The sequence below is a fragment of the Caballeronia sordidicola genome (assembly GCF_000729995.1).
Lineage (GTDB): Bacteria > Pseudomonadota > Gammaproteobacteria > Burkholderiales > Burkholderiaceae > Caballeronia > Caballeronia sordidicola_A.
Window position 1 is genome coordinate 1 of the sequence record NZ_JNFG01000025.1, and the last position, 23,012, is coordinate 23,012.

General features: G+C 60.0%; 20 protein-coding genes. 18 read left to right on the plus strand and 2 right to left on the minus strand.

Annotation, left to right across the window (positions count from 1 at the left end; translation table 11 throughout):
* Window positions 1-221: 221 nt before the first annotated feature.
* Entirely contained in the window at window positions 222-1,376 is a 1,155-nt protein-coding gene (locus FH08_RS0123370) for a porin (protein WP_031360683.1), read from the minus strand.
* Window positions 1,377-1,691: 315 nt separating this feature from the next.
* Between FH08_RS0123370 and coq7 the strand changes: the two genes are divergently transcribed.
* The 18 genes from coq7 to lpxC all read left to right on the plus strand — a co-directional run bounded on the left by coq7 (window position 1,692) and on the right by lpxC (window position 22,312).
* Window positions 1,692-2,351 (plus strand): 2-polyprenyl-3-methyl-6-methoxy-1,4-benzoquinone monooxygenase, encoded by a 660-nt coding sequence (gene coq7 / locus FH08_RS0123375; RefSeq protein ID WP_031360684.1) that lies wholly within the window; start codon window positions 1,692-1,694, stop codon window positions 2,349-2,351.
* A 398-nt stretch (window positions 2,352-2,749) separates the two neighbouring features.
* Window positions 2,750-3,178 carry a division/cell wall cluster transcriptional repressor MraZ gene (gene mraZ, locus FH08_RS0123380; protein ID WP_031360685.1) on the plus strand — a complete coding sequence of 143 codons (429 nt, stop codon included), beginning with the start codon at window positions 2,750-2,752 and terminating at the stop codon, window positions 3,176-3,178.
* 28 nt (window positions 3,179-3,206) lie between these two features.
* Window positions 3,207-4,172, plus strand: a complete 966-nt coding sequence (rsmH, locus tag FH08_RS0123385; protein WP_031360686.1) for a 16S rRNA (cytosine(1402)-N(4))-methyltransferase RsmH — start codon at window positions 3,207-3,209, stop codon at window positions 4,170-4,172.
* A complete protein-coding gene (gene ftsL, locus FH08_RS0123390; protein ID WP_031360687.1) occupies window positions 4,169-4,513 on the plus strand; it encodes a cell division protein FtsL in 345 nt (114 codons plus the stop codon). Before rsmH ends, ftsL begins: the two co-directional genes overlap by 4 nt.
* Window positions 4,510-6,393, plus strand: a complete 1,884-nt coding sequence (locus FH08_RS0123395) for a peptidoglycan D,D-transpeptidase FtsI family protein (protein WP_031360688.1) — start codon at window positions 4,510-4,512, stop codon at window positions 6,391-6,393. Before ftsL ends, FH08_RS0123395 begins: the two co-directional genes overlap by 4 nt.
* Complete coding sequence (locus FH08_RS0123400; RefSeq protein ID WP_031360689.1) at window positions 6,390-7,934, plus strand: UDP-N-acetylmuramoyl-L-alanyl-D-glutamate--2,6-diaminopimelate ligase; 1,545 nt, start codon at window positions 6,390-6,392, stop codon at window positions 7,932-7,934. The genes FH08_RS0123395 and FH08_RS0123400 overlap by 4 nt, the downstream gene beginning before the upstream one ends.
* Window positions 7,931-9,343 (plus strand): UDP-N-acetylmuramoyl-tripeptide--D-alanyl-D-alanine ligase, encoded by a 1,413-nt coding sequence (locus FH08_RS0123405; protein ID WP_031360690.1) that lies wholly within the window; start codon window positions 7,931-7,933, stop codon window positions 9,341-9,343. The genes FH08_RS0123400 and FH08_RS0123405 overlap by 4 nt, the downstream gene beginning before the upstream one ends.
* Before the next feature lie 15 nt (window positions 9,344-9,358).
* Window positions 9,359-10,528, plus strand: coding sequence for a phospho-N-acetylmuramoyl-pentapeptide-transferase (mraY, locus tag FH08_RS0123410; protein WP_031360691.1), 1,170 nt, complete (start codon window positions 9,359-9,361; stop codon window positions 10,526-10,528).
* Between the two features lie 30 nt (window positions 10,529-10,558).
* Entirely contained in the window at window positions 10,559-12,070 is a 1,512-nt protein-coding gene (gene murD / locus FH08_RS0123415; protein ID WP_031360692.1) for a UDP-N-acetylmuramoyl-L-alanine--D-glutamate ligase, read from the plus strand.
* Window positions 12,067-13,404 (plus strand): putative lipid II flippase FtsW, encoded by a 1,338-nt coding sequence (gene ftsW, locus FH08_RS0123420; protein WP_031360693.1) that lies wholly within the window; start codon window positions 12,067-12,069, stop codon window positions 13,402-13,404. Before murD ends, ftsW begins: the two co-directional genes overlap by 4 nt.
* Entirely contained in the window at window positions 13,401-14,546 is a 1,146-nt protein-coding gene (gene murG, locus FH08_RS0123425) for an undecaprenyldiphospho-muramoylpentapeptide beta-N-acetylglucosaminyltransferase (protein WP_031360694.1), read from the plus strand. Before ftsW ends, murG begins: the two co-directional genes overlap by 4 nt.
* The gene (gene murC / locus FH08_RS0123430) at window positions 14,543-15,955 is read left to right on the plus strand and encodes a UDP-N-acetylmuramate--L-alanine ligase (RefSeq protein WP_031360695.1); all 1,413 of its coding nucleotides are present in this window, start codon (window positions 14,543-14,545) and stop codon (window positions 15,953-15,955) included. Before murG ends, murC begins: the two co-directional genes overlap by 4 nt.
* The gene (locus FH08_RS0123435; RefSeq protein WP_031360696.1) at window positions 15,952-16,923 is read left to right on the plus strand and encodes a D-alanine--D-alanine ligase; all 972 of its coding nucleotides are present in this window, start codon (window positions 15,952-15,954) and stop codon (window positions 16,921-16,923) included. Before murC ends, FH08_RS0123435 begins: the two co-directional genes overlap by 4 nt.
* Before the next feature lie 22 nt (window positions 16,924-16,945).
* Complete coding sequence (locus FH08_RS0123440; protein ID WP_031360697.1) at window positions 16,946-17,698, plus strand: cell division protein FtsQ/DivIB; 753 nt, start codon at window positions 16,946-16,948, stop codon at window positions 17,696-17,698.
* Window positions 17,699-17,725: 27 nt separating this feature from the next.
* Window positions 17,726-18,958, plus strand: a complete 1,233-nt coding sequence (gene ftsA, locus FH08_RS0123445) for a cell division protein FtsA (RefSeq protein WP_031360698.1) — start codon at window positions 17,726-17,728, stop codon at window positions 18,956-18,958.
* A gap of 99 nt (window positions 18,959-19,057) precedes the next feature.
* On the plus strand, window positions 19,058-20,251 hold the full coding sequence (gene ftsZ / locus FH08_RS0123450) for a cell division protein FtsZ (RefSeq protein WP_031360699.1): 1,194 nt from the start codon (window positions 19,058-19,060) through the stop codon (window positions 20,249-20,251).
* Between the two features lie 276 nt (window positions 20,252-20,527).
* Entirely contained in the window at window positions 20,528-21,031 is a 504-nt protein-coding gene (locus tag FH08_RS0123455; protein ID WP_031360700.1) for a peroxiredoxin, read from the plus strand.
* A gap of 363 nt (window positions 21,032-21,394) precedes the next feature.
* Window positions 21,395-22,312 (plus strand): UDP-3-O-acyl-N-acetylglucosamine deacetylase, encoded by a 918-nt coding sequence (lpxC, locus tag FH08_RS0123460; RefSeq protein WP_031360701.1) that lies wholly within the window; start codon window positions 21,395-21,397, stop codon window positions 22,310-22,312.
* A 48-nt stretch (window positions 22,313-22,360) separates the two neighbouring features.
* On the opposite strand, the gene FH08_RS0123465 is transcribed toward lpxC, so the two are convergent.
* Window positions 22,361-22,852, minus strand: a complete 492-nt coding sequence (locus tag FH08_RS0123465) for a DciA family protein (protein WP_031360702.1) — start codon at window positions 22,850-22,852, stop codon at window positions 22,361-22,363.
* Window positions 22,853-23,012 lie beyond the last annotated feature (160 nt).

Here is a 23,012-nt window from a genome sequence, read left to right on the forward strand (position 1 = left end):
CGCTTACTTCGACCGGCTGGGTGTACCTCGACTCTCATAACCTCAACTTCTCGAACCGCCCGGTGCGGACCCGCATGCCGGGTGGTGTGGCAGGGGAACGGCCTCTTGGCCGTCCCCTATGCCGATCACATCCACCGAACCTGCCCGACCCTGTCCGGAATCGGCACGAAAAAAAGGCGCCCGGAGGCGCCTTTCAAGACAACTGTTTTTATTACAACTTATTAGAACTTGTGACGGATGCCGACAACAGCAGCAACCTGGTTCGACGTCGAGGACGCCGACAGGCCGTTGATGTTTGCAACAGCGGTCTTGCCGGTCGAATCCGTACCCAACGCGTGTTGATAGATGCCGTCGATGTACAGGTCGGTGCGCTTGGACAGGAAGTAGTCCGCGCCAATGACGCCTTGGTGGTACTTCGCGTCGTTCACGCCGTAGCCCTTCGTGTAGTCGTATGCAGCGCCCAGCAACAGAGCCGGCGTCAGCTGATACTTGAAGTTCAGTTCGGCGTTGTGGAACTTGGCAGATCCGGCCGTCGTCTGACCCGTTCCAGTAACCGCGGTCTGTCCGAGATCCTTGAACTGCGTGTTGCTGTACGTTGCGCCGACAGTTGCCGCGCCGAACGTGTAAGCACCGGCAGCGGAAATCACTTGTTGGGTCTTGGCCGTTGCATAGCCCGAGTACACCGTCGAAGCGGTCATGTTCGAAGCCGTTGCGCTCGCCGACGCGGTGTTGCCAAAGAACGAGAAGTTCGGGTTCTTGACGTTCAAGTAACCTGCGCCCAATTGCAACGGACCTTGCGAATAGCCAATACCGCCCGAGAAAATCTGATTGCGGTTGAATTGACCAGCAACGCCGCCCAGGCTGTACAAGCCGCCGAACGTGATGCCACTATAGTTCGCGCTCGCGTACTTGATCGAGTTGTTCACTCGATTCGAGTTGTTCAGGTTGTCCAGGTCGCCCGGGTGAGCAGCGTAGAACGACGCCCACTGGCTACCCACTTCGAACGCGCCGGTGTAGTCCACCACGGAGTCGTATTGACGACCGAGGGTAACCGTACCGAACTGGCTCGACAGGCCAACGTAAGCTTGACGGCCGAATTCGTCACCGCCTTGACCCAGCTTGCCCGAGAACGCGTTGAAACCGTTTTCCAACACGAACAGTGCCTTCAAGCCACCGCCCAGATCTTCCGTGCCACGCAGGCCCCAACGATCGCCTTGCAGGTTGCCGGCGCTCGTTTCGTAGAGCTTATGGCCACCCGAGTTATTGTTGTAAGCGAAACCTGCATCGACAATACCGTACAACGTGACGCTGCTCTGAGCATGCGCGACACCTGCGAATGTACCCAGCGCAGCCAGTGCGAGAAGCGACTTTTTCATTGATGATCTCCAAAGTGTTGAAACTGTTTGGCAAGGTCACTGTTCTTAGCGCCAGTGTGTTGACGTCCCCGCCGGTACTTCAAAATTGAAGTTGAACGTAATGTAACAAAGAGGCTTTTAGCGACAAAGGAAAAGCGGCCCCTTCGTTTCCTTCGTGTGACGTTTACGCAACATGCGGTAAAATCGGGTTTTTCGGCTATTTGCGACCCGTATTTGCCCTAATTACACGTTTTGAAGAGTGGGTAATTTGTTAGTTGGACGATCGGTCTCCGCCCGGTGCAGGATCGCTCAGGAGATCGAAACAGGAGTTATTAAATGACACTCGATGAACTTATCTCTGAGTTCGATCGTGGACTGCGGTCGATGACCGGTGTATCCCGGATGTCACGCCCCATACCGGAGGCGCCTCCGGTTCAGGCAGATGGTGCTGAGTCGCCCGCCGACGCGGCGGATACAACGCTGAGCGTGGAAGAAAAGGCGCATTCGGCGGCGTTGATGCGCGTGAATCACGTGGGCGAAGTGTGCGCACAGGCGCTGTATCAGGCGCAAAAACTCGCGACCGAGTCGACCGCTTTGAAGCGCGGTTTCGAGGACGCGGCGCGCGAGGAAGAAGACCATCTGGCGTGGACCATGCAGCGGTTGCGCGACCTGGACTCGCGGCCCAGTCTGCTTAACCCTTTGTGGTACACGGGTTCCCTCGCGCTGGGGTTTATTGCTGGAAGATTTGGCGACCGGGTCAGTCTCGGGTTCATGGCGGAAACTGAGCGTCAGGTAGAGAAGCATCTGGACAGCCACATGACGAGCCTGCCTGTGAACGACCACGCATCGCGCGCAATCGTCGAGCAAATGCGCATCGATGAAGCCGCGCATGCCGTTGCGGCCATCAACGCGGGCGGCGTCGAACTGCCGTTTCCGGTGCGGGCGCTGATGCGCGCGACATCGAAAGTTATGACCCGCACGGCGTACTATATTTAAGCAATCACGCATCTCGCCCCGTGCGGCGAGATGCGCACTCTTCTCTCTCCCGTTTTCTGCGTTCCATCTGACCCGCAATTCCTCGTGTGGGCCATCGCGGAACAAAACTACCCCTAGTCTTTGTTCGTCATTTCACGTACTACCTTCACATTCGCCACTACGTCATTCATTCATAACGACTTTCGAAATTTCACCCTACTTTAGCGGTCTGCGCTAAGTCATTGTTCTAAAAAACAAATTTAGTCAAAAAACGCCAGATCGTATTGACCGGCGAAATGCCTTCCTCTACAGTGGGAAATGGTGTGAGAAAGTGTATTTTTGTGTGATTCAGAGCGCACTTTCAGGCATATTCCAACAAAGAAGTGACGCGCCGCCATGGCGCGAAGAGGAGAGGGCGAGTGTTCCAAGGGGCTTCGGCGCTATCGCTCGATGCGAAAGGACGGATGTCCGTCCCGTCTCGCTATCGGGAAGCGCTGCAAGGGCAGGCAGAAGGCCGGGTCACGCTCACAAAGAGCCCGGATGGATGCCTGTTGCTGTTTCCTCGCCCTGAGTGGGAAATCTTTCGCTCGAAAATCGCTGAACTCCCTATGAATGCAATCTGGGTTCGCCGGATTTATCTGGGCAACGCTATGGATGTTGAACTAGATAGCGCCGGACGGGTACTGGTGTCGCCGGAATTGCGCGCGGCGGCGTCGCTGACTAAAGAAGTGACGCTGCTCGGCATGGGCAACTACCTGGAAGTATGGGACGCGGTGACTTACACCGAGAAGGAAAAAGCGGCAATGGCGCAAGGCATGCCCGACGCGCTGCAGAATTTTACGTTTTGACGCGGCGCTAAAGAACATGAGCCCTGCGATGAAAAACGAATTGCAGCATCGCACGGTGCTGCTGGATGAAGCGGTAGATGCGCTGGTCACGCGTGTAGACGGTACTTATATAGATGGCACGTTCGGACGCGGCGGCCATAGCCGTCTGATCCTGACGAAGCTGGGCGAAGGCGCCCGGCTGATTGCCTTCGACAAAGACCCGTTGGCTATTGCTACAGCGGCACAGATTCAGGATTCAAGATTTTCCATAGTGCATGAAAGTTTCGCCTCGTTAGCCGATGCCGCTGCCGAGCGAGGAGTAGGGAAAGTGTCGGGCGTGTTGCTGGATCTGGGGATTTCGTCGCCGCAAGTGGACGATCCGGATCGCGGCTTCAGCTTCAGGGCCGATGGCCCGCTCGACATGCGGATGGACCCAACCCGTGGCGAATCTGCTGCGGAATGGCTGGCGCGGGCAACGGTGCAGGAATTGACGGAGGTGATCAAAGATTATGGGGAAGAACGGTTTGCTTTTCAGATTGCAAAGGCGCTTGTTGCTCGCCGGGCAGAGTCCGATAGTCTTGGGCCTCTCGTCACCACGGGCGAGCTTGCCCAAATCGTGGGTCATGTCGTCAAAACCCGTGAGAAGGGTAAGGATCCGGCAACCCGCACCTTTCAGGCTATACGGATTCACATCAATCAAGAGCTTGCGGAGTTGCAAGTAGTTCTGGACGCAGCATTGGCGTTGTTGGAGCAAGGGGGGCGCCTCGTCGTGATCAGCTTTCATTCGCTCGAGGACCGGATCGTCAAACGTTTCATGCAGGCCCACGCAAGCGGGCCTGCGATCGACCGACGCCTGCCGATTCGCGCCGCCGATCTGCCCAGTCCGCCGCTCAAGCTGATTGGCCGTGTATTTGCGTCTGACGCTGAAGTCGCGGCGAACCCGCGCGCGCGTTCCGCCGTGATGCGGATTGCCGAGCGCGTTACCGCTCAGACAACCGGGCAGACGGCGCCATGAACCGTCTCAACATCTTCCTGCTGATCGTTGTGCTCGGTTGCGCGTTGTCGGCGGTGAGCGCTTCGAACAAGCAACGGCAGATTTTTATCAATGTGCAAAGGGCGCAGTCGGAAGAGCGCCAGTTGCAGCAGGATTTTTCGCAGCTTCAATATCAGCAGAGCGCGTTGTCGAAAACTTCGCGCATTGAGCAGTTGGCTAATACGTCCCTGAAGATGCAGCCCGTCACCACGGGCCGCACGCAATATCTGAACTATGACCCGGCTACGTCGAAGGCCACGGACGCACCGTTGCCTGCGCCCGTTCCGGCGTCGGCTCCTCCCGCACGCGGGGTGAAACGATGAAACCGTCGCCAAAGAAGAACAAGGGCGTCGCCTTCACGCCCAATCCCATTCTCTCGGTGCGCCTGCCCATGTGGCGCTCGAAGCTCGTCGTGTTCATGCTGTTCATGGCATTCGTCGCGCTTGCGGGGCGCGCGTTCTGGATCCAGGGTCCGGGCAACGCGTTCTTCAAGAAGCAGGGTGAAAGCCGCTATCAGCGCACGCTCGAAATGCCGGCCACGCGCGGCCAGATCAAGGACCGCAACGGCCTAGTGCTTGCGACCAGTTTGCCGGTGAAGGCGATCTGGGCCATCCCCGAAGCCGTGCCCGATGACCTCAGCGCAGACAAGCTCGGCGAGCTCGCCACGCTGCTCGAAATGTCGCCGAAGGAATTGCGCGCGAAGCTCTCCATGGACAAGACCTTTGTCTATGTGAAGCGGCAGGTGTCCATCGAGGTCGCGCAGAAAGTCGCGGCTTTGGACATCCCCGGCATTTATTCGCGTGGTGAATACAAGCGCTTCTATCCGGAAGGCGAGATCACGGCGCATCTGATCGGCTTCACTAATATTGAAGACAAGGGTCAGGAAGGCGTTGAACTCGGCGATCAGGGCGTTCTCGCCGGCACGCCCGGCATGCGTCGCGTGATCAAGGACCGGATGGGGCACGTCGTCGAGGACGTGGACGAGCAAGTCGTACCGCATAACGGTGACGACGTGGAATTGTCGATTGACAGCAAGATCCAGTACATCGCGTACACGAACCTGAAAGCCGCCGTGGAGAAGTTCAAGGCGAAAGCGGGCGCGGCCATCGTAATCGATGTGAAGACCGGCGAAGTGCTCGCGCTTGTCAATTATCCGACCTACAACCCGAACGACCGCTCGCGCATGACCGGCGAGCAGTTGCGCAACCGGATCATGACGGACACGTTCGAGCCGGGCTCGATCATGAAGCCGTTCACGATTTCGCTGGCGCTCGATCTGCATCGCGTCACACCGAACACGCTGGTGGATACGGGCGGCGGTTCGTTCGTGCTCGATGGCGCGCGCATCACCGACGACTCGGCGTTCGGCGTCCTGACCGTGGGTGGCGTGATCCAGAAGTCGAGCAACATTGGCGCGACCAAGATCGCGATGCAGTTGAAGCCGGAAGAGATGTGGAACATGTATACGAGCATTGGGCTCGGGCAGGCGCCGAAGGTGGGTTTCCCGGGCGCGGTGTCGGGTCGGCTGCGGCCGTGGAAAAGCTGGCGCCGGATTGAACAGGCGACCATGTCGTATGGATACGGTTTGTCAGCGTCGCTGTTCCAGTTGGCGCGCGCTTACACGGCTATCGCCCATGACGGGCAAGTGTTGCCGGTCTCCATTTTCCGCACGCCGGGCGATGCGCCCGTGACGGGTCCGCAGGTGTTCGCACCGACCACTGCGCGCGAAGTGCGCGCCATGCTGGAAACGGTGACGGCGAAGGGCGGCACGTCGCCGGATGCGGCCGTGCCGGGGTATCGCGTGGGTGGTAAGTCAGGGACGGCGTACAAGCACGCGGGACGTGGCTACGATAAATCGCGCTATCGCGCATCGTTCGTCGGTATGGGGCCTATGCCGGATCCGCGCATCGTGGTGGCGGTTTCGGTTGATGAACCGACGGCCGGCAGCCACTTTGGCGGCCAGGTGTCGGGTCCGGTGTTCTCGGCAATCGCCGGCGATACCTTGCGTTCGCTGAACATTCCGCCGGACATGGCAGTGAAGCAGATGGTGGTCTCCGATGACCCCGCTTCCGGCACGCCCGCCACTGACATCAAGAAGCCGAACGCGACGAATGCGAATACGAACACGAGCACGAGCGTCAATGCGCCGAAGAAGCTGAAGGTATCGACGAATCCGAAGAATCACCCGGGAGTCGTTCGATGAGCGGTCTGGATTTGGTCAGGCAACAGGCACAGATCGCGAAAGCGGTTGAGTGGTTGCGTGCGCACGCGGCGGCCGATGCGCAATTGCACGCTGATTCGCGCTCGCTAAAATCCGGCGACGTGTTTTTTGCCTACGCCGTGGATGGCGCGGACAGCCGTCCTTTCATCGATGCCGCGCTCGAAAACGGCGCCGCTGCCGTGCTGTATCAGCCGGAGAATTTCACCGGCAAGCCGGACCCGTCACGTGCGTTGGCGGTCAAGGCGCTGAATGAACTGGCCGGGCCGATTGCGTCGGCGTGGTATGGCGAGCCCACCGACTCCATGCTGGTCGTGGGCGTAACCGGCACGAACGGCAAGACGTCGTGCAGCCATTGGCTGGCAACGGCGTTGTCGGCCTTGGGCACGCCGTGCGCGGTGGTGGGTACGCTCGGCAGCGGCATGCCGGGCAAGCTCGTGCATTCGGGTTTTACGACTCCGGACGCGCCGCAACTGCAACGCACGTTTGCCCAATTCAAAACCGATGGCGCGAAGGCCGTGGCAATGGAAGTCTCGTCGCATGCGCTGCATCAGGGACGTGTGAACGGCACGAAGTTCGATATCGCCATCTTCACGAATCTCACGCAGGATCATCTGGACTATCACGGCACGTTCGCCGCGTACGAAGGCGCGAAGGCGAAGCTGTTCGCGTGGCCGGCTTTGAAAGCCGCTGTCATCAATCGCGACGACCTGGCGGGTCAGCGTTTGATTGCATCGTGTCACGGCAGGACGCGAACGATTGCGTATGGAATTGCTGAAAACGCCGCCGGAGCCGGAGTCAAAGCCGACGCGTCGCTGCTCGCCAGCCGCGTACGCGCAACCGCGACCGGTACCGCGTTCCACCTGAGCTCCGACTGGGGCGACGCCGATGTGGAAGTCGCGACGCTCGGCGAATTCAACGTGAGCAATCTGCTCGGCGTGTTGGGTGCGTTGCTGGCGGCGCAGATTCCGCTCGACGCCGCGCTCACGCAGATCGCGAAGCTCGAAGCGGTGAATGGACGGATGCAGCGCCTTGGCGGCCGCTTGCAGAATGATGAGCCGCTGGTGGTGATCGATTTCGCGCACACGCCGGACGCGCTCGAAAAAACGCTGGCAGCGCTGCGGCCGATCGCCGAAACGCGTGGCGGCCAGTTGATCTGCATGTTCGGTTGCGGGGGCGATCGCGATGCGACCAAGCGTCCTCTGATGGGTGCTATCGCGGAGAAAAATGCGGATCACGTCGTGATCACCAGCGACAACCCGCGCGGGGAAGATCCGCTGGCGATCATCGATCAGATTGCAGCGGGCTTTCAGGACGCGTCGAAAGCGCGTCGCATAGAAGACCGCGCGAGCGCGATTCTCCAGGCGATCCGCACCGCGGCGCGCGAGGACGTGGTCGTGCTGGCCGGTAAGGGCCACGAAGCCACGCAGGAAATCATGGGAAAAAAGCGCGCTTTCTCCGATCAGGATCACGCACGCCTGGCGCTTGCCGCTCGCGCCACGCAAGCGCGCGGAGGTGGCGAATGACGCTGTTCACATTGCGCGACGCCGCGTTGCAGATTCCGGGTGCGATCGTTATCGGCGATGAAAACGTCGCGTTCGACCGGGTATCCACAGATAGCCGCACGGCGGGTCCGGGCGATCTGTTCATCGCGATCAAGGGCGATCGTTTCGATGCCCACAATTTCCTGCCCCAAGTCGCGCAGCGCGGCATCGCGGCGGTGTTGGTCACGCACACGCCGGATGATTTCGCTGTGCCCGCGATCAAGGTCAAGGACACGCGCGTGGCGCTCGGCGCGTTGGCCCACGGCTGGCGCAAGCGTTTCACGATTCCGCTGATCGCAGTCACCGGCAGCAACGGCAAGACCACGGTCAAGGAAATGATTGCGTCGATCCTCGCGGCGGCTGTGGGCGAAAACGCGCGGCTCGCGACGGCAGGCAATTTCAACAACGACATCGGCCTGCCGTTGACGTTGTTTCGTCTGAATGAAACACACAAGCTGGCGGTGATCGAGCTCGGCATGAATCATCCGGGCGAAACGGAAACGCTCGGCAAGATCGCCGCGCCGACGGTCGCTGTCGTCAACAACGCGCAACGCGAGCATCAGGAATTCATGGCGACGGTGGAAGCGGTCGCGCTGGAACATGCGTCGGTGATTCACGCGCTGGGCGCCAACGGCACGGCCGTTTTCCCCGCCGACGACAAATACGCCAGCATCTGGCGCGTTGCCGCGACGGGCAATCCGATCCTGGATTTCGCGTTGCATACGGACGCGTCGCAGATCGAAGCGGCGGTGACCGGCAAGCTGGTTGGCGCGACGCTCACGATCAACACGCCGCAAGGCGCGCTCGAAGTCGCGTTGCAAGTGCTGGGCGAACACAACGCGCGCAACGCGTTGGCGGCTACGGCTGCCGCTATTGCCGCGAACGTTTCACTCGACGCCGTCAAGCGCGGACTCGAAGCTTTCGAACCGGTAAAGGGCCGTCTGCAAGTGAAGCGCGCTGTGCTCAAACCGATCGAAGGCGCGACAGTTATCGACGATACGTACAACTCGAATCCTGACTCCATGCGCGCGGCTATTGACGTGCTCGCATCGCAACCCTCGCCGCGCGTACTGGTCATGGGCGACATGGGCGAAGTCGGCGACCAGGGTCCGGCGTTTCATCGCGAAGTGGGAACGTATGCGGCGCAACGGGGTATCGACGTGCTTTACGCACTCGGCGATGCCAGCATCGATTCAAGCAAAGTCTTCGGCCCGGCAGGACAACATTTCACCGACATCACCTCACTCATTGCAGCACTCACCGGCGCCGGCTTCGGACCCGACGCCACGTTTCTCGTGAAAGGCTCGCGCTTCATGCAGATGGAACGCGTGGTGGACGCCGTGACGAGTCCACACCAACCCGCAGCGGGCGTTACGCCTGCTGCGCACTGAAGAAGAAGGACCAGCATGCTACTCGCACTCGCGCAATGGCTTCAGAATGACGCCAGTTTTCTGCGCGTGTTTACCTACCTCACGTTCCGCGCTGTCGGCGCGACGATCACGGCGTTGTTCGTCGGCCTCGTTTGCGGTCCGTGGGTGATTCGCAAATTGACTTCGCTGAAGGTCGGTCAGGCCGTGCGTACGAACGGCCCGCAAACGCATTTGGTGAAATCCGGCACGCCGACCATGGGTGGCGTGTTGATATTGTTGGGCATCGCGTTTTCCACCTTGCTCTGGGCTGACCTGACCAATCGCTTCGTGTGGATCGTGATGCTTGTGACGTTCGGTTACGGCGTGATCGGTTGGGTCGATGATTACCGGAAGGTGGTGCATAAAGACCCGCGCGGAATGTCGTCGCGGGAAAAGTATTTCTGGCAATCGGTGATCGGTTTGTTCGCCGCCGTTTATCTCGCGTTCAGCGTGTCGGAGGCGAACAACGCACGCGTGTTCGACCTGTTCATGGCGTGGGTGCGCAGCGGTTTGTCGATGGGCTTGCCCGCGCGGGCCGACCTGATGCTGCCGTTCCTCAAATCGATCAGCTATCCGCTCGGCACGTGGGGCTTCATCGCGATGACGTATCTGGTGATCGTCGGTTCGAGCAATGCCGTGAATCTCACCGATGGCCTCGACGGTCTCGTCATCATGCCGGTCGTGCTGGTGGGTGCATCGCTGGGCGCGTTTGCTTATGTGATGGGTAGCTCGGTGTACTCAAAGTACTTACTGTTCCCGCACATTCCCGGGGCCGGCGAATTATTGATCTTTTGTTCCGCAATGGGGGGCGCGGGGCTCGCGTTTCTCTGGTACAACACGCACCCCGCGCAAGTCTTCATGGGCGATGTCGGCGCACTCGCGCTCGGCGGCGCGCTCGGGACCATCGCCGTGATCGTGCGGCAGGAAGTCGTGCTGTTCATCATGGGCGGTGTGTTCGTCGCGGAAACGCTCTCCGTGATGATGCAGGTCAGCTATTTCAAGTACACGAAAAAACGCTTCGGCGAAGGGCGGCGCATCTTCAAGATGGCGCCGCTGCATCACCATTTCGAGTTGTCGGGATGGAAGGAAACGCAGGTGGTCGTGCGCTTCTGGATCATCACGCTGATGTTGTGTCTGTTCGGTTTGTCGACGCTGAAGTTGCGTTGATTCTGGTTGTTCAGGGAAAAAGGTAAAGCGATGTTTGGCGAGAAGTTCTTCGATCGGCAAAGTCCGATGGTGCTTGTGCTGGGGCTCGGTGAATCCGGCCTCGCGATGACGCGTTGGTGCGCGCGTCACGGGTGCCGTCTGCGCGTGGCCGATACCCGCGCCACGCCGCCGAACCTGTCGGAGCTCGCTGTGCATGGCATCGATGCGGATTTTGTCGGCGGTGCATTCACGCCGGCTCTGCTCGATGGCGGTATCGAGATTGTTGCAATCAGCCCGGGACTGTCGCCTCTGGCTGATGATTTGAGGCCGCTCCTCGACGCCGCGCGGGAACGCGGCGTCCCTGTGTGGGGCGAGCTGGAATTGTTCGCGCAAGCGTTGAAGTCGCTTGGCGCGAACGGCTACGCGCCGAAGGTGATCGCCATTACGGGCACCAACGGCAAGACCACGACGACCGCGCTCACCGGGCTGTTGTGTGAGCGTGCCGGCAAGACCGTGGCGGTGGCGGGAAACATCAGCCCGGCGATGCTGGACAAGTTAAGTGAAGCAATCGACAACACCGCGCTGCCCGATGTCTGGGTGCTGGAGCTGTCGAGTTTTCAGCTTGAGACCGCACACTCGTTCGCGCCGGACGCTGCTGCTGTGCTCAACATTACGCAGGATCATCTGGACTGGCATGGCGGCCTCGACGCTTACGCTGCAGCGAAGGGCCGGATCTTTGGTGAAAAGACGGTACGTGTACTCAATCGTGATGACGCGCGGACCATGGCGCTGGGATCGGGAAATCCCGCGTCCGTGGTCACGTTTGGTCTGAACGAGCCGAAGCGTCTCGGTGACTACGGTTTGCTGCGCGAGAACGGTATCGCATGGCTCGCGCAAGGCAACGACCGTGATCTCAGCGACGAACCCGCGCCCACGCGTCGGCGCAAAAGCGATGTTGCTGCCGAACCGAACGTGTATTCCAAACGCCTGATGCCCGTCGATGCGCTGCGCGTTCGCGGTCTGCATAACGCAGCGAATGCGCTGGCTGGTTTGGCGCTCGCACGGGCGATCGATTTACCTTTGGCTTCGCTCCTTCACGGCTTGCGTGAATACCAGGGCGAGCCGCATCGCGTGGAAGTGATCGCGCAAATAGAAGGCATTGATTTCGTCGATGACAGCAAAGGCACGAACGTCGGCGCGACCGTCGCGGCGCTCGATGGCCTCGCGCAAAAGGCGCTGCTGATTGCTGGCGGAGACGGCAAGGGCCAGGATTTTTCACCGCTCGCGGCACCTGTCGCGCGGTGGTGTCGAGCGGTGATGCTGATTGGCCGCGATGCACCGCGCATTCGTGAAGCGCTGGCGGACACGGATGTGCCGCTGCATGACCACGCCACGCTCGAAGCCGCAACGCAAGCGGCAGCAAAACTGGCTGAACCGGGCGACGCGGTGTTGCTTTCGCCTGCGTGCGCCAGTTTCGACATGTTCAAGAACTACGCACATCGCGCGGATGTATTCCGACAAGCGGTGGCTGATATCGCGGCAGAACGGGGAGTGATGTTATGAGCTGGTCCGAACGTTTTGGCTCGAAACTGACCGGTCAACGCAACGCTGTTGCGAACGACAGCGCGACGCTCGGCGGCCGCGCCTCGCGTACCGACCGCACGGGCGGCGTGGGCGGGCTTGGCGGCATTGGTGCACGCGTGGCTGAACGGGCAAGCGGCATTTCGAGCGCGGTCAACGGCGTGACGCCTATCCGTTCGCGCATGCTCGACTACGACTACTCGCTGCTGTGGGTGACGATTGCGTTGCTCGGACTCGGAATCGTGATGGTGTATTCAGCGTCCATCGCCATGCCGGATTCGCCGAAATACGCGCAGTACCGCGATTACTTCTTCCTGGTGCGCCATCTTGTATCGATAGCAACCGCCGTCGTGGCGGCGATCATCGCGTTCAGGATTCCGGTGTCCACATGGGACAAGTACGCGGCGAAGTTCTTCCTCTTCTCGCTGTTCCTGCTGGTGCTCGTGTTGATTCCGCACATCGGCAAGGGCGTGAACGGCGCGCGTCGATGGATTCCGCTCGGCATCACGAACATGCAGCCGTCGGAAATCATGAAGCTCGCCGTAACTATTTACGCGGCCAACTACACGGTGCGTAAGCAGGAATTCATGAACAGCATCGGCCGCGGCTTTTTGCCGATGGCCGTCGCGGTAGGTTTCGTCGGCGCGTTGCTGCTGCTCGAGCCGGACATGGGTGCGTTCATGGTGATCGCGGTTGTCGCCATGGGTGTGCTGTTCCTCGGCGGCGTGAACGCCAAGCTGTTCGGCGGCCTGGTGGCAACGGCCGTTGGCACGTTTGCGTTGCTCGTGTGGGCATCGCCGTGGCGTCGTGAACGGATCTTCGCTTACCTCGATCCGTGGGACGACCGCTATGCACAAGGCAAGGCGTATCAGTTGACGCACTCGCTGATCGCGTTCGGCCGCGGCGAATGGTTCGGCGTGGGACTGGGCGGCAGTGTCGAGAAGCTCAACTATCTGCCGGAAGCGCACACCGATTTCATCCTCGCCGTGATTGGCGAGGAACTCGGGTTTGTCGGCGTGCTGATCGTGATCCTGCTGTTCTACTGGATCGTGCGGCGCGCGTTCGAAATCGGCCGTCAGGCGCTCGCGCTCGACCGTACGTTTGCCGGTTTGATGGCGAAGGGAATCGGCCTGTGGTTTGGTGCGCAGACCTTCATCAACATGGGCGTGAATCTCGGCTTGCTGCCGACCAAAGGCTTGACGTTGCCGCTCGTGAGCTACGGCGGTTCGGGCATCTTGCTGAACTGCGTCGCACTTGCTGTGCTGATGCGCGTGGATTACGAAAACCGGGTGCTGATGCGTGGAGGAAAGGTATGACGGTTTCGACGTCATCTCGCGCAGGCACGCTGATGGTGATGGCCGGCGGCACCGGGGGACACGTGTTCCCGGGGCTCGCGGTCGCTCACTGGATGCAGGCGCGCGGCTGGCGTGTGGTGTGGCTCGGCAATGCGTCGGGCATGGAAGCGACGCTTGTGCCGAAGCACGGCATCGCGATGGAATATGTGCGCTTTGGCGGCGTGCGTGGCAAGGGCCTAAAGACAAAGCTGATGTTGCCGGTGAACCTGCTGCGCGCATGCTCGCAAAGCCTGCACGCGCTGCGCAAGGTGAAGCCCGATGTGGTGCTCGGCATGGGCGGATACATCACGTTTCCGGCGGGCTTGATGTCGAAGCTGAGCGGCACGCCGCTCGTGCTGCACGAACAGAATTCAATCGCAGGACTGGCGAACAAGGTGCTCGCGCATATCGCCAAACGCGTGCTGGTCGCGTTCCCGAATGCACTGCCCAATGCTGAATGGACCGGAAATCCAATTCGTGCGGAACTTGCTGAAGCTTTGCCACCCAAAGAACGCTACGCCGCTCGCAATGTGGGTCATGAAGCGCGTCTTAACGTTCTGGTGGTCGGGGGCAGTCTGGGTGCAGCCGCTTTGAATGAAACCGTACCGAAGGCGCTCGCGTTGCTCGACCCGGCACTGCGTCCGCGCGTCGTACATCAGGCGGGCGCGAAGCATATCGAAGCGTTGAAAGCGAACTACGCGGCAGCGGGTTTGACATCGGAAGAAGACGTGCAGCTAGTGCCGTTTATCGACGATATGGCGAGCGCCTACGCCGCAGCGGATCTCGTGATCTGCCGCTCGGGTGCGATGACCGTATCGGAGATCGCGGCCGTAGGCGTAGCCGCGCTGTTCGTGCCGTTCCCTTTCGCCGTCGATGATCACCAGACCACCAACGCCGCATTCCTCGCTAACGAGGGCGCGGCTCATTTGATACAACAGCGCGATTTGTCGGCGGAAAAGCTCGCCTGCTGGTTGCGCGAACAGACTCGCGAGACGCTTGCCTCGATGGCCGTGAAAGCTCGCGCTTTAGCGAAACCCGATGCGGCTGAACGCGTCGGCCGGGTCTGCGCCGATGTAGCCGGCTTGAGCGCGCTGATACAAGCGCCGAAGGAAATCCAGCCATGAAACATATCGTCAAACACATTCACTTTGTCGGCATCGGCGGCGCGGGGATGAGCGGCATTGCAGAGGTGTTGCTCAATCTCGGCTATCAGGTCAGCGGCTCGGATCTGACGAGCAACGGCGTGACCGATCGGCTCACCACGCTGGGTGCGCGCGTGGCGATCGGGCATCGTGAAGAGAATATCGACGGCGCGAATGCCGTGGTCGTGTCCACCGCTGTGCGCTCCGATAACCCCGAAGTGCTGGCCGCGCGTCATCGCCGGATTCCGATCGTGCCGCGCGCCGTGATGCTCGCGGAATTGATGCGGCTGAAGCAGGGCATTGCGATTGCGGGCACGCATGGCAAGACCACGACGACGTCGCTGGTGGCGAGCGTGCTGGCCGCGGGTGGGCTCGATCCGACCTTCGTGATCGGTGGCCGTTTGATCAGCGCGGGCGCGAACGCACGATTGGGGACGGGCGATTTCATCGTGGCTGAAGCCGATGAATCGGATGCGTCGTTCCTGAATCTGTTCCCGGTGATCGAAGTCATCACGAACATCGACGCCGATCACATGGACACGTACGGCCATGACTTCGCGCGGCTGAAGCAGGCGTTTATCGAATTCACGCATCGGCTGCCGTTCTACGGCATCGCGGTGCTGTGCGTGGACGATCCGAACGTGCGTGAAATTCTGCCGTTCGTGTCGAAGCCGATTATCCGATACGGCCTCGGCGCCGAAGCGCAAGTGCGCGCGGTGAACGTGGAAGCGCGCGACGGCAAGATGCATTTCACTACATTGCGTGAAGACGCGACGCCTTTGGACATCGTGCTGAATCTGCCGGGCACGCATAACGTGCAGAACGCTTTGGCGGCTATCGCAATTGCGACTGAACTTGAAGTGGCAGATGCCGATATCCAGAGGGCACTACAAGAATTCACCGGCGTAGGCCGGCGTTTTCAGCGCTACGGCGAAGTGAACGTGAAAGCGTCCGAAGGCGGTGCATACACGCTGATCGATGACTACGGTCATCACCCGGTCGAAATGGCTGCGACGGTCGCGGCGGCGCGTGGCGCATTTCCCGGCCGGCGTCTCGTGCTCGCGTTCCAGCCGCATCGATACACGCGCACCCGCGATTGCTTCGAAGACTTCGTGCGGGTGCTGTCAACGGTCGACGCCCTCGTTCTCACCGACGTCTACGCGGCAGGCGAAGCCCCGATCGTCGCCGCCGATGGCCGCGCGTTGGCTCGTGCGATTCGTGTGGCAGGGAAAGTGGAGCCGGTGTTTGTCGAAACGGTGGATGAGATGCCGGACGCGATTACCACGCTGGCACGCAATGGCGACGTAGTGATCACGATGGGCGCCGGTTCTATCGGCGGTGTATGCGCTCGGCTGACGACGCAAATTCAGGATTCGAAGGTTTTGAAATGACGAGTAACGCGACGAGCAATGTGAGCGCAAGCGCAATCGATCCGAAGGTGTTCGGCAAAGTGGCCGTGCTGCTTGGCGGGGAAACCGCTGAGCGCGAGGTATCGCTGAATTCGGGACGTCTCGTGCTGCAGGGATTGCGCGATGCGGGCATCGACGCGCATCCGTTCGATCCGGCAGAACGGCCGCTGGCGGAGTTGAAGTCCGAAGGGTTTGCGCGCGTGTTTATCGCGTTGCATGGCGGGTATGGCGAGAACGGCCAGTTGCAGGGCGCGCTCGATTTTTACGGCATCAAGTACACGGGCAGCGGTGTGCTCGGTTCAGCACTCGGCCTCGATAAATTCCGCACGAAGCTCGTGTGGCAGCAAACCGGCGTGCCCACGCCGCCGTTCGAAGTCGTGATGCGCGGCGATGACTACGAAGACGCGGCGCAGCGCAGTATCGCGAGGCTCGGGTTGCCGCTGTTCGTGAAGCCGGCAAGCGAAGGATCGAGCGTTGCGGTGATCAAGGTGAAGAGCGCGGAAACGCTGGTGCCGGCGCTGATCGAAGCCTCGAAGTTCGACAAGATCGTGCTGATCGAGAAGAGCATTGAAGGCGGCGCTGAATACACGTGCTGTATCGCGGGCGACCTCGACTTGCCGATCATCAAGATCGTGCCGGCCGGCGAGTTCTACGACTACAACGCGAAGTACATCGCTGACGACACGCAGTACCCGATTCCCTGCGGCCTCTCGCCCGCCGACGAAACGCGCATGAAGCAGCTGTCACGCCGCGCGTTCGACGTGCTCGGCTGCACCGACTGGGGCCGTGCCGATTTCATGATGGACGGCGACGGCAATCCGTACTTTTTGGAAGTGAACACCGCGCCGGGCATGACGGACCACTCGCTGCCGCCGAAAGCGGCGCGTGCGGTCGGCATCAGCTACAAGGATCTGGTGGTGAAAGTGTTGTCGATGACATTGCAAGACTGAACAGACGCAGACGAAACCGAACATGTGGAATAACGCTCGCCAACTGAACCTCACGGCCAACGCACTGCACGTATTGCTCGTGTTCGTGCTGCTTGGGGCCGCCGGTTACTGGGCGATCCAGCGGCCGGAGTTCCGCCTGCGCGAGATCCAGATTGACGGCGACACGTTGCACATCAATTCACCGACGGTGCGCGCAAGCGTCGTGGGGCATTTGAAGGGCAACTACTTCACTGTCGATCTCGATGCAGCGCGCACCGCGTTCGAACAGATGCCGTGGGTGCGTCACGCGAGTGTGCGGCGCGTGTGGCCGAATACGCTGGCGGTGACGCTGGAAGAATTCAAGCCGCTTGGCACGTGGGGCACGGATCAACTGGTCAGCGTGGACGGCGATTTGTTCACGGCGAACCAGGGCGAGCTCGATGACGACTTGCCCGCGTTCGAAGGCCCGGACGGATCGGCGAAAGAAGTGGTGGCGCGCTATCACGATTTCACGAAGTGGTTTGCGCCGCTCGACGCGCATCCGGAAGAAGTCATCTTGTCGCCGCGATATGCGTGGACAGTCAAGCTTTCGAACGGGACGCAGATCGAATTGGGGCGGGAGCGCAATCAGGACACGTTGTTTGATCGCAGCCGACGGTTCGTGGCGGCGTGGTCGGCGGTGACGGGGCGGTGGGGAAATGACATCGAGTACGCGGATTTGCGCTATCCGAACGGCTTTGCGATCAAGGCCGCCGGCATGCGCTTCATCAGCGACACCGACAAAGCGAAGAAGTAAGCAGACATCACAGGCAATGAGCACCCTATGAGCAAAGATTACAAAGACTTGCTGGTCGCCCTCGACATCGGGACGTCGAAGGTGGTGGCTATCGTCGCCGAGTTGAAAGGCGAAGGCCACTACGAGGTGATCGGGCTCGGGCAAAGCGACTCGAAGGGATTGAAGAAGGGCGTGGTGGTGAATATTGAAGCCACCGTCCAGTCGATCCAGCGCGCGCTCGAAGAAGCCGAACTGATGGCCGATTGCAAGATCACGAATGTGTTCACCGGCATCGCCGGCAGTCACATTCGAAGCTTCAACTCGAGCGGCATGGTTGCTATCAAGGACAAGGAAGTCACGCAGACCGATGTGGCGCGCGTGATCGAAACGGCCAAGGCGATCAACATCCCGACCGATCAGCAGGTGCTGCATATCCTGACGCAGGAATTCATCATCGACGGGCAGGAAGATGTACGCGAACCGATCGGCATGAGCGGCATCCGGCTGGAAGTGAAGGTGCACATTGTGACGGGCGCGGTGAGCGCGGCGCAGAACATCGTGAAGTGCGTGCGCCGCTGCGGGCTTGAAGTGAACGACCTGATCTTGCAGCCGCTGGCTTCGTCGCTGGCGGTGCTGACGGAAGACGAGAAGGAACTCGGTGTGGTGCTCGTCGATATCGGCGGCGGCACGACGGATATCGCCATCTTCAGCGAAGGCGCGATCCGTCATACGGCGGTGATTCCCATTGCCGGGGATCAGATCACGAGCGACGTGGCCATGGCCTTGCGCACGCCGACGCCCGACGCCGAAGATATCAAGGTGAGCTACGGGATCGCGAAGCAGGCGCTGGCGGACCCGGATGAAATGATCGAAGTGCCGGGACTCGGCGAGCGCGGTCCGCGCACGTTGTCACGGCAAGCTCTGGCGGCTGTTGTCGAACCCCGCGTTGAAGAATTGTTCTCCCTCGTGCAGCAAGTGGTGCGCGAGTCGGGCTACGAAGAATTGCTGAGCAGCGGTGTCGTGCTGACCGGCGGTGCATCGATGATGCCCGGCATGGTCGAACTCGGCGAAGACATCTTCCTGAAGCCAGTACGTATCGGTGTGCCCGAATACGCAGGCGGCCTGGCCGATGTCGTTCGCAATCCGCGTTATTCCACAGCGATGGGTTTGCTCGTCGAAGGCCGTTCGCAACGCATGCGCGGCCGTAAGGTCGCCGTGCAGTCTGGATCGATGGGACAGGTTTTGGGACGCATGAAAGATTGGTTCCTGGGAAATTTCTGAACACACAGAATTCGCGCTGGTGCCGGCGGCTGGCGCGCGACAAGAGGTTGCCCGATCTCTTGCCGAATAACGCCGATTTTCATTCTTGACGGAGGCAATATGGATTTCGAAATGCTGGAAACGGAAACCAACGGAACGATCATCAAGGTCGTTGGTGTTGGTGGTGCAGGCGGTAACGCGGTGCAGCACATGATTAACCGTGGGGTCCAGGGCGTGGACTTCATCGTGATGAATACGGATGCGCAGGCGCTCGCGCGTTCGCGTGCCACCCAGGTGATCCAGTTGGGCAACACGGGTCTGGGAGCTGGTGCGAAGCCGGACATGGGCAAGGCCGCAGCGGAAGATGCGCGTGAGCGTATTGCCGATGCATTGCGCGGCGCGCACATGGTGTTCATCACCGCAGGTATGGGTGGCGGCACGGGTACGGGCGCAGCACCGGTGGTCGCTCAGATCGCAAAAGAAATGGGTATCTTGACGGTGGGCGTAGTCAGCAAGCCGTTCGAGTTTGAAGGCGGCCGCCGCATGCGCGTGGCTGAAGCGGGATCGCAGCAACTGGAGGATCACGTCGACTCGCTGATCGTCGTTCTGAACGACAAGCTGTTCGAGGTGATGGGCGATGACGCTGAAATGGACAAGTGCTTCCAGTGCGCTGACGACGTATTGAACAACGCTGTTGCCGGTATCGCAGAAATCATCAACGTCGACGGGCTGGTCAACGTCGACTTCGAAGACGTGAAGACGGTGATGGGCGAGCAAGGCAAGGCAATGATGGGCACGGCGACGGTAGCAGGTGTTGATCGTGCACGTCTGGCAGCTGAGCAAGCTGTGGCAAGTCCGCTGCTGGAAGGCGTGGATCTGTCGGGTGCGCGTGGCGTGCTGGTGAACATCACGTCGAGCCGTTCGCTGCGTTTGTCGGAAACGCGTGAAGTGATGAACACGATCAAGTCGTATGCAGCAGAAGACGCGACCGTGATCTTCGGTGCGGTGTATGACGACGCGATGGGCGATGCATTGCGCGTGACGGTGGTGGCAACGGGCCTCGGCCGTGCAGCGAAGAAGCAACAAGCTGCACCGATGACCCTGCTGCGTACCGGCACGGACAACGCACCGATCGCGCACGCGCAGCATAGTTACGCTCCGCAGCAATCGAGCGGCACGGATTACGCTCATCTGGACGCGCCGGCTGTGTGGCGTCAGACGCGTGAAACGGCGGCTTCGCACGTGCAGGCGCTGCAGGAAAAGGGCGTGGATACGTACGACATTCCGGCGTTCTTGCGTAAGCAAGCCGACTGATCATTTTTGCCGGGGCGGCTGGCGGCTGGTTGGATTTAAGCGCCCGTTGGCAAAAGTCTCAGGCGAAGGTTGTTCTGCCTCAATCTCGGGCCGCGTCTTCTGGACGCTGGACTGTGGCTGAGTGACCGCCTCGATTGCGTTCATCATCGTCTATATTGGGATGAGATCGATACGTGAATCGATACGTTGCGTGGCGGTGGAACGAGCTTCTCATGTGATGAATCAAGGTGCAAAAACGCTGGCGTGACCAGCACTGACTCAGTGAAAGGCCGATTCATGATCAAGACTGGTGAAACGCTGCCCGACGAACGCCTTTTCGAATTTATCGATGTGGCGACGGAGGGTTGCGCCGTGGGACCGAACGGTTTCTCGGTCCGCGAGCGGACGGCGGGCAAGCGCGTGGTGATCTTCGGATTGCCGGGCGCGTTCACGCCCACCTGTTCCGCCAAGCACGTGCCAGGTTTTATCGACAATGCAGAGAAGCTGGCTGCGGCGGGTATCGATGAAATCTGGTGTGTCTCCGTCAACGACGCGTTCGTGATGAGCGCGTGGGGACGCGATCTTCAAACCTCGGGCAAGGTGAAGATGATCGCCGACGGCAGCGCACGTTTTACCCGAGCACTCGGCCTGGAGCAGGATTTGTCGGAGCGTGGCATGGGAATTCGCTCCCAGCGTTACGCCATGGTGGTCGAGGACAGCGTGGTCAAGACGCTGAATCTTGAAGCACCGGGCAAGTTTGAAGTCAGCAGCGCTGAGAGCGTATTGGCGACGTTGAACTGATGTTTGAAGCAATGTTGAGCTGAAGTTGCGCTCATTTCAGGCCGAGGTCTGGTCAATAAGCGGGCGTTATGTTGCATTCGTGCCACATAAAATGACGTTCGACCCGTCTCTTGAAATACGCCGCAACAAAGTCTTAACAAAGCCGTAACGCGGTGCCGATGTCTGGGAATGCCTCCATTCCGGTCATCGGCCCGACCCTCCTCGTTTTCGCGTGGCACGGCCTCAGGCATGCCGAAGTTACCCGGTAACTTGAGGAAACAAGTTGCAAGGCTCCTCCCGGGACGACGCGAAGCGATTAGAGTATACTCCGCGCTATTGAATACAAATTCACGATTGATTCTCTCAATCGAAGCGAAAAAAATCATGTTGAAGCAGCGAACCATTAAAACCATCGTCAAAACCGTCGGGATCGGCCTGCATTCGGGTCGTAAGGTGGATTTGACGCTTCGGCCCGCGCCGGCCAATACCGGTATTGTCTTTGCGCGTATCGACCTGCCTGTGGCGGTGGACATTCCGGTGTCGGCCCTGGCTATCGGCGACACGCGCCTGGCTTCTGTGTTGCAGAAGGACGGCGCGCGCGTGTCGACCATCGAACATTTGATGTCGGCATGCGCGGGACTGGGTATCGACAATCTGTATGTCGATGTCACGGCTGAAGAAATTCCTATTATGGATGGCAGCGCTGCTTCGTTCGTGTTTCTGATTCAATCGGCGGGTATTGAAGAGCAGAACGCGGCAAAGAAATTCATCAAGGTGACGAAGCCGGTTGAAATCCGCGACGGCGATAAATTCGCGCGTCTCGATCCGTATTTCGGCTTCAAACTGAAATTCACCATTGATTTTCGCCATCCGGCAGTAGACAAAACCGGACAGGCGCTTGAAGTGGATTTTGCGAATACGTCATATGTTCGGGATATTGCCCGAGCACGGACGTTCGGTTTTGCGCATGAAGTTGAAATGATGCGCGAACTGGGCCTGGCGCGGGGCGGCAGTATGGATAACGCCATCGTGCTGGACGAATACCGAATTCTGAATAACGACGGTTTGCGATACGAAGACGAGTTTGTGAAGCACAAGATGCTGGACGCGATTGGCGACCTGTATGTGGTCGGTCATCCGCTGCTGGCGTCATATGCCGCGTATAAAGGCGGTCACGCCTTGAATAACATGCTGTTGCGTGAATTATTGGCGCACGAAGACGCGTATGAAATCGTCACGTTCGAGGATAAGCAAGCGGCGCCGCGTGGTTTCGCTTTCGATACCCAGACGGCGTTTGCGTAAAGTAATTAGCAAGTCAGAATGAAATGAGCGGCTGCTTTCGAGCGCCGCTCATTTTTTTTGTGCTGTCGCGTGATGGCGCGCGGCCATTTTGGCGAGCGCTTCCTGAAGCGGCGATGGCTCGAGCGTTTCGGCGAGCGTTTGCAGCGCGTCGGCCCCGGCCGCAGACATGCGCGCTTGTTTGGGCGGCACCACGTCTTTCATCGCCTGCGGCCGTACGCGAATCTTCAGGGCATTCACGGCCCAGCCGCGCTGTTGCAAATCGACTAAAAGACGCGGTTCGATGTGCCTAAGACGGGCGGCGAGCGCATTATGTCCGGCGAAAAGCGCCAGCACGCCGTCTTTAATGAAGCCCGGTTCCACGTTGGATCCAAGATAATCAGGGAGCAGCGCCGCCAGATCGCGTTGTAGCGCCGTCACTTGTTCGACGCCCGCGCGCAGTGCGAGAAACTCGCTGGTGCGACCGAGCACCTCTGTCAGCGCCTGCGGCTTGCGGGGATCGAAGCGTGGCGGGGGCCTTGAATTTGGCGGAAATCGGCTCATTTTTCAATCTGTGGGGCTGGCGGCGATGCGCTGATTGTAACGCTGCGCACCGTGCGACATGGCGGCGCGCTTTCCGGTTTAAAGCGCGCTAGCATGCCGCCGGGCCGATATGCCGCAAACGATGTGCGCGCAAGCTCCATCGGGGGCGCGTGCTAAAATC

Coding starts and splice junctions, on each gene's coding strand:
- rsmH (WP_031360686.1), top strand. CDS start 3,207: ATGAAAAACGAATTGCAGCATCGCACGGTGCTGCTGGATGAAGCGGTA.
- FH08_RS0123455 (WP_031360700.1), top strand. CDS start 20,528: ATGATCAAGACTGGTGAAACGCTGCCCGACGAACGCCTTTTCGAATTT.
- FH08_RS0123395 (WP_031360688.1), top strand. CDS start 4,510: ATGAAACCGTCGCCAAAGAAGAACAAGGGCGTCGCCTTCACGCCCAAT.
- FH08_RS0123465 (WP_031360702.1), bottom strand. CDS start 22,852: ATGAGCCGATTTCCGCCAAATTCAAGGCCCCCGCCACGCTTCGATCCC.
- mraY (WP_031360691.1), top strand. CDS start 9,359: ATGCTACTCGCACTCGCGCAATGGCTTCAGAATGACGCCAGTTTTCTG.
- coq7 (WP_031360684.1), top strand. CDS start 1,692: ATGACACTCGATGAACTTATCTCTGAGTTCGATCGTGGACTGCGGTCG.
- FH08_RS0123400 (WP_031360689.1), top strand. CDS start 6,390: ATGAGCGGTCTGGATTTGGTCAGGCAACAGGCACAGATCGCGAAAGCG.
- murG (WP_031360694.1), top strand. CDS start 13,401: ATGACGGTTTCGACGTCATCTCGCGCAGGCACGCTGATGGTGATGGCC.
- FH08_RS0123435 (WP_031360696.1), top strand. CDS start 15,952: ATGACGAGTAACGCGACGAGCAATGTGAGCGCAAGCGCAATCGATCCG.
- FH08_RS0123370 (WP_031360683.1), bottom strand. CDS start 1,376: ATGAAAAAGTCGCTTCTCGCACTGGCTGCGCTGGGTACATTCGCAGGT.
- ftsA (WP_031360698.1), top strand. CDS start 17,726: ATGAGCAAAGATTACAAAGACTTGCTGGTCGCCCTCGACATCGGGACG.
- ftsZ (WP_031360699.1), top strand. CDS start 19,058: ATGGATTTCGAAATGCTGGAAACGGAAACCAACGGAACGATCATCAAG.
- murC (WP_031360695.1), top strand. CDS start 14,543: ATGAAACATATCGTCAAACACATTCACTTTGTCGGCATCGGCGGCGCG.
- ftsL (WP_031360687.1), top strand. CDS start 4,169: ATGAACCGTCTCAACATCTTCCTGCTGATCGTTGTGCTCGGTTGCGCG.
- lpxC (WP_031360701.1), top strand. CDS start 21,395: ATGTTGAAGCAGCGAACCATTAAAACCATCGTCAAAACCGTCGGGATC.
- ftsW (WP_031360693.1), top strand. CDS start 12,067: ATGAGCTGGTCCGAACGTTTTGGCTCGAAACTGACCGGTCAACGCAAC.
- murD (WP_031360692.1), top strand. CDS start 10,559: ATGTTTGGCGAGAAGTTCTTCGATCGGCAAAGTCCGATGGTGCTTGTG.
- FH08_RS0123405 (WP_031360690.1), top strand. CDS start 7,931: ATGACGCTGTTCACATTGCGCGACGCCGCGTTGCAGATTCCGGGTGCG.
- FH08_RS0123440 (WP_031360697.1), top strand. CDS start 16,946: ATGTGGAATAACGCTCGCCAACTGAACCTCACGGCCAACGCACTGCAC.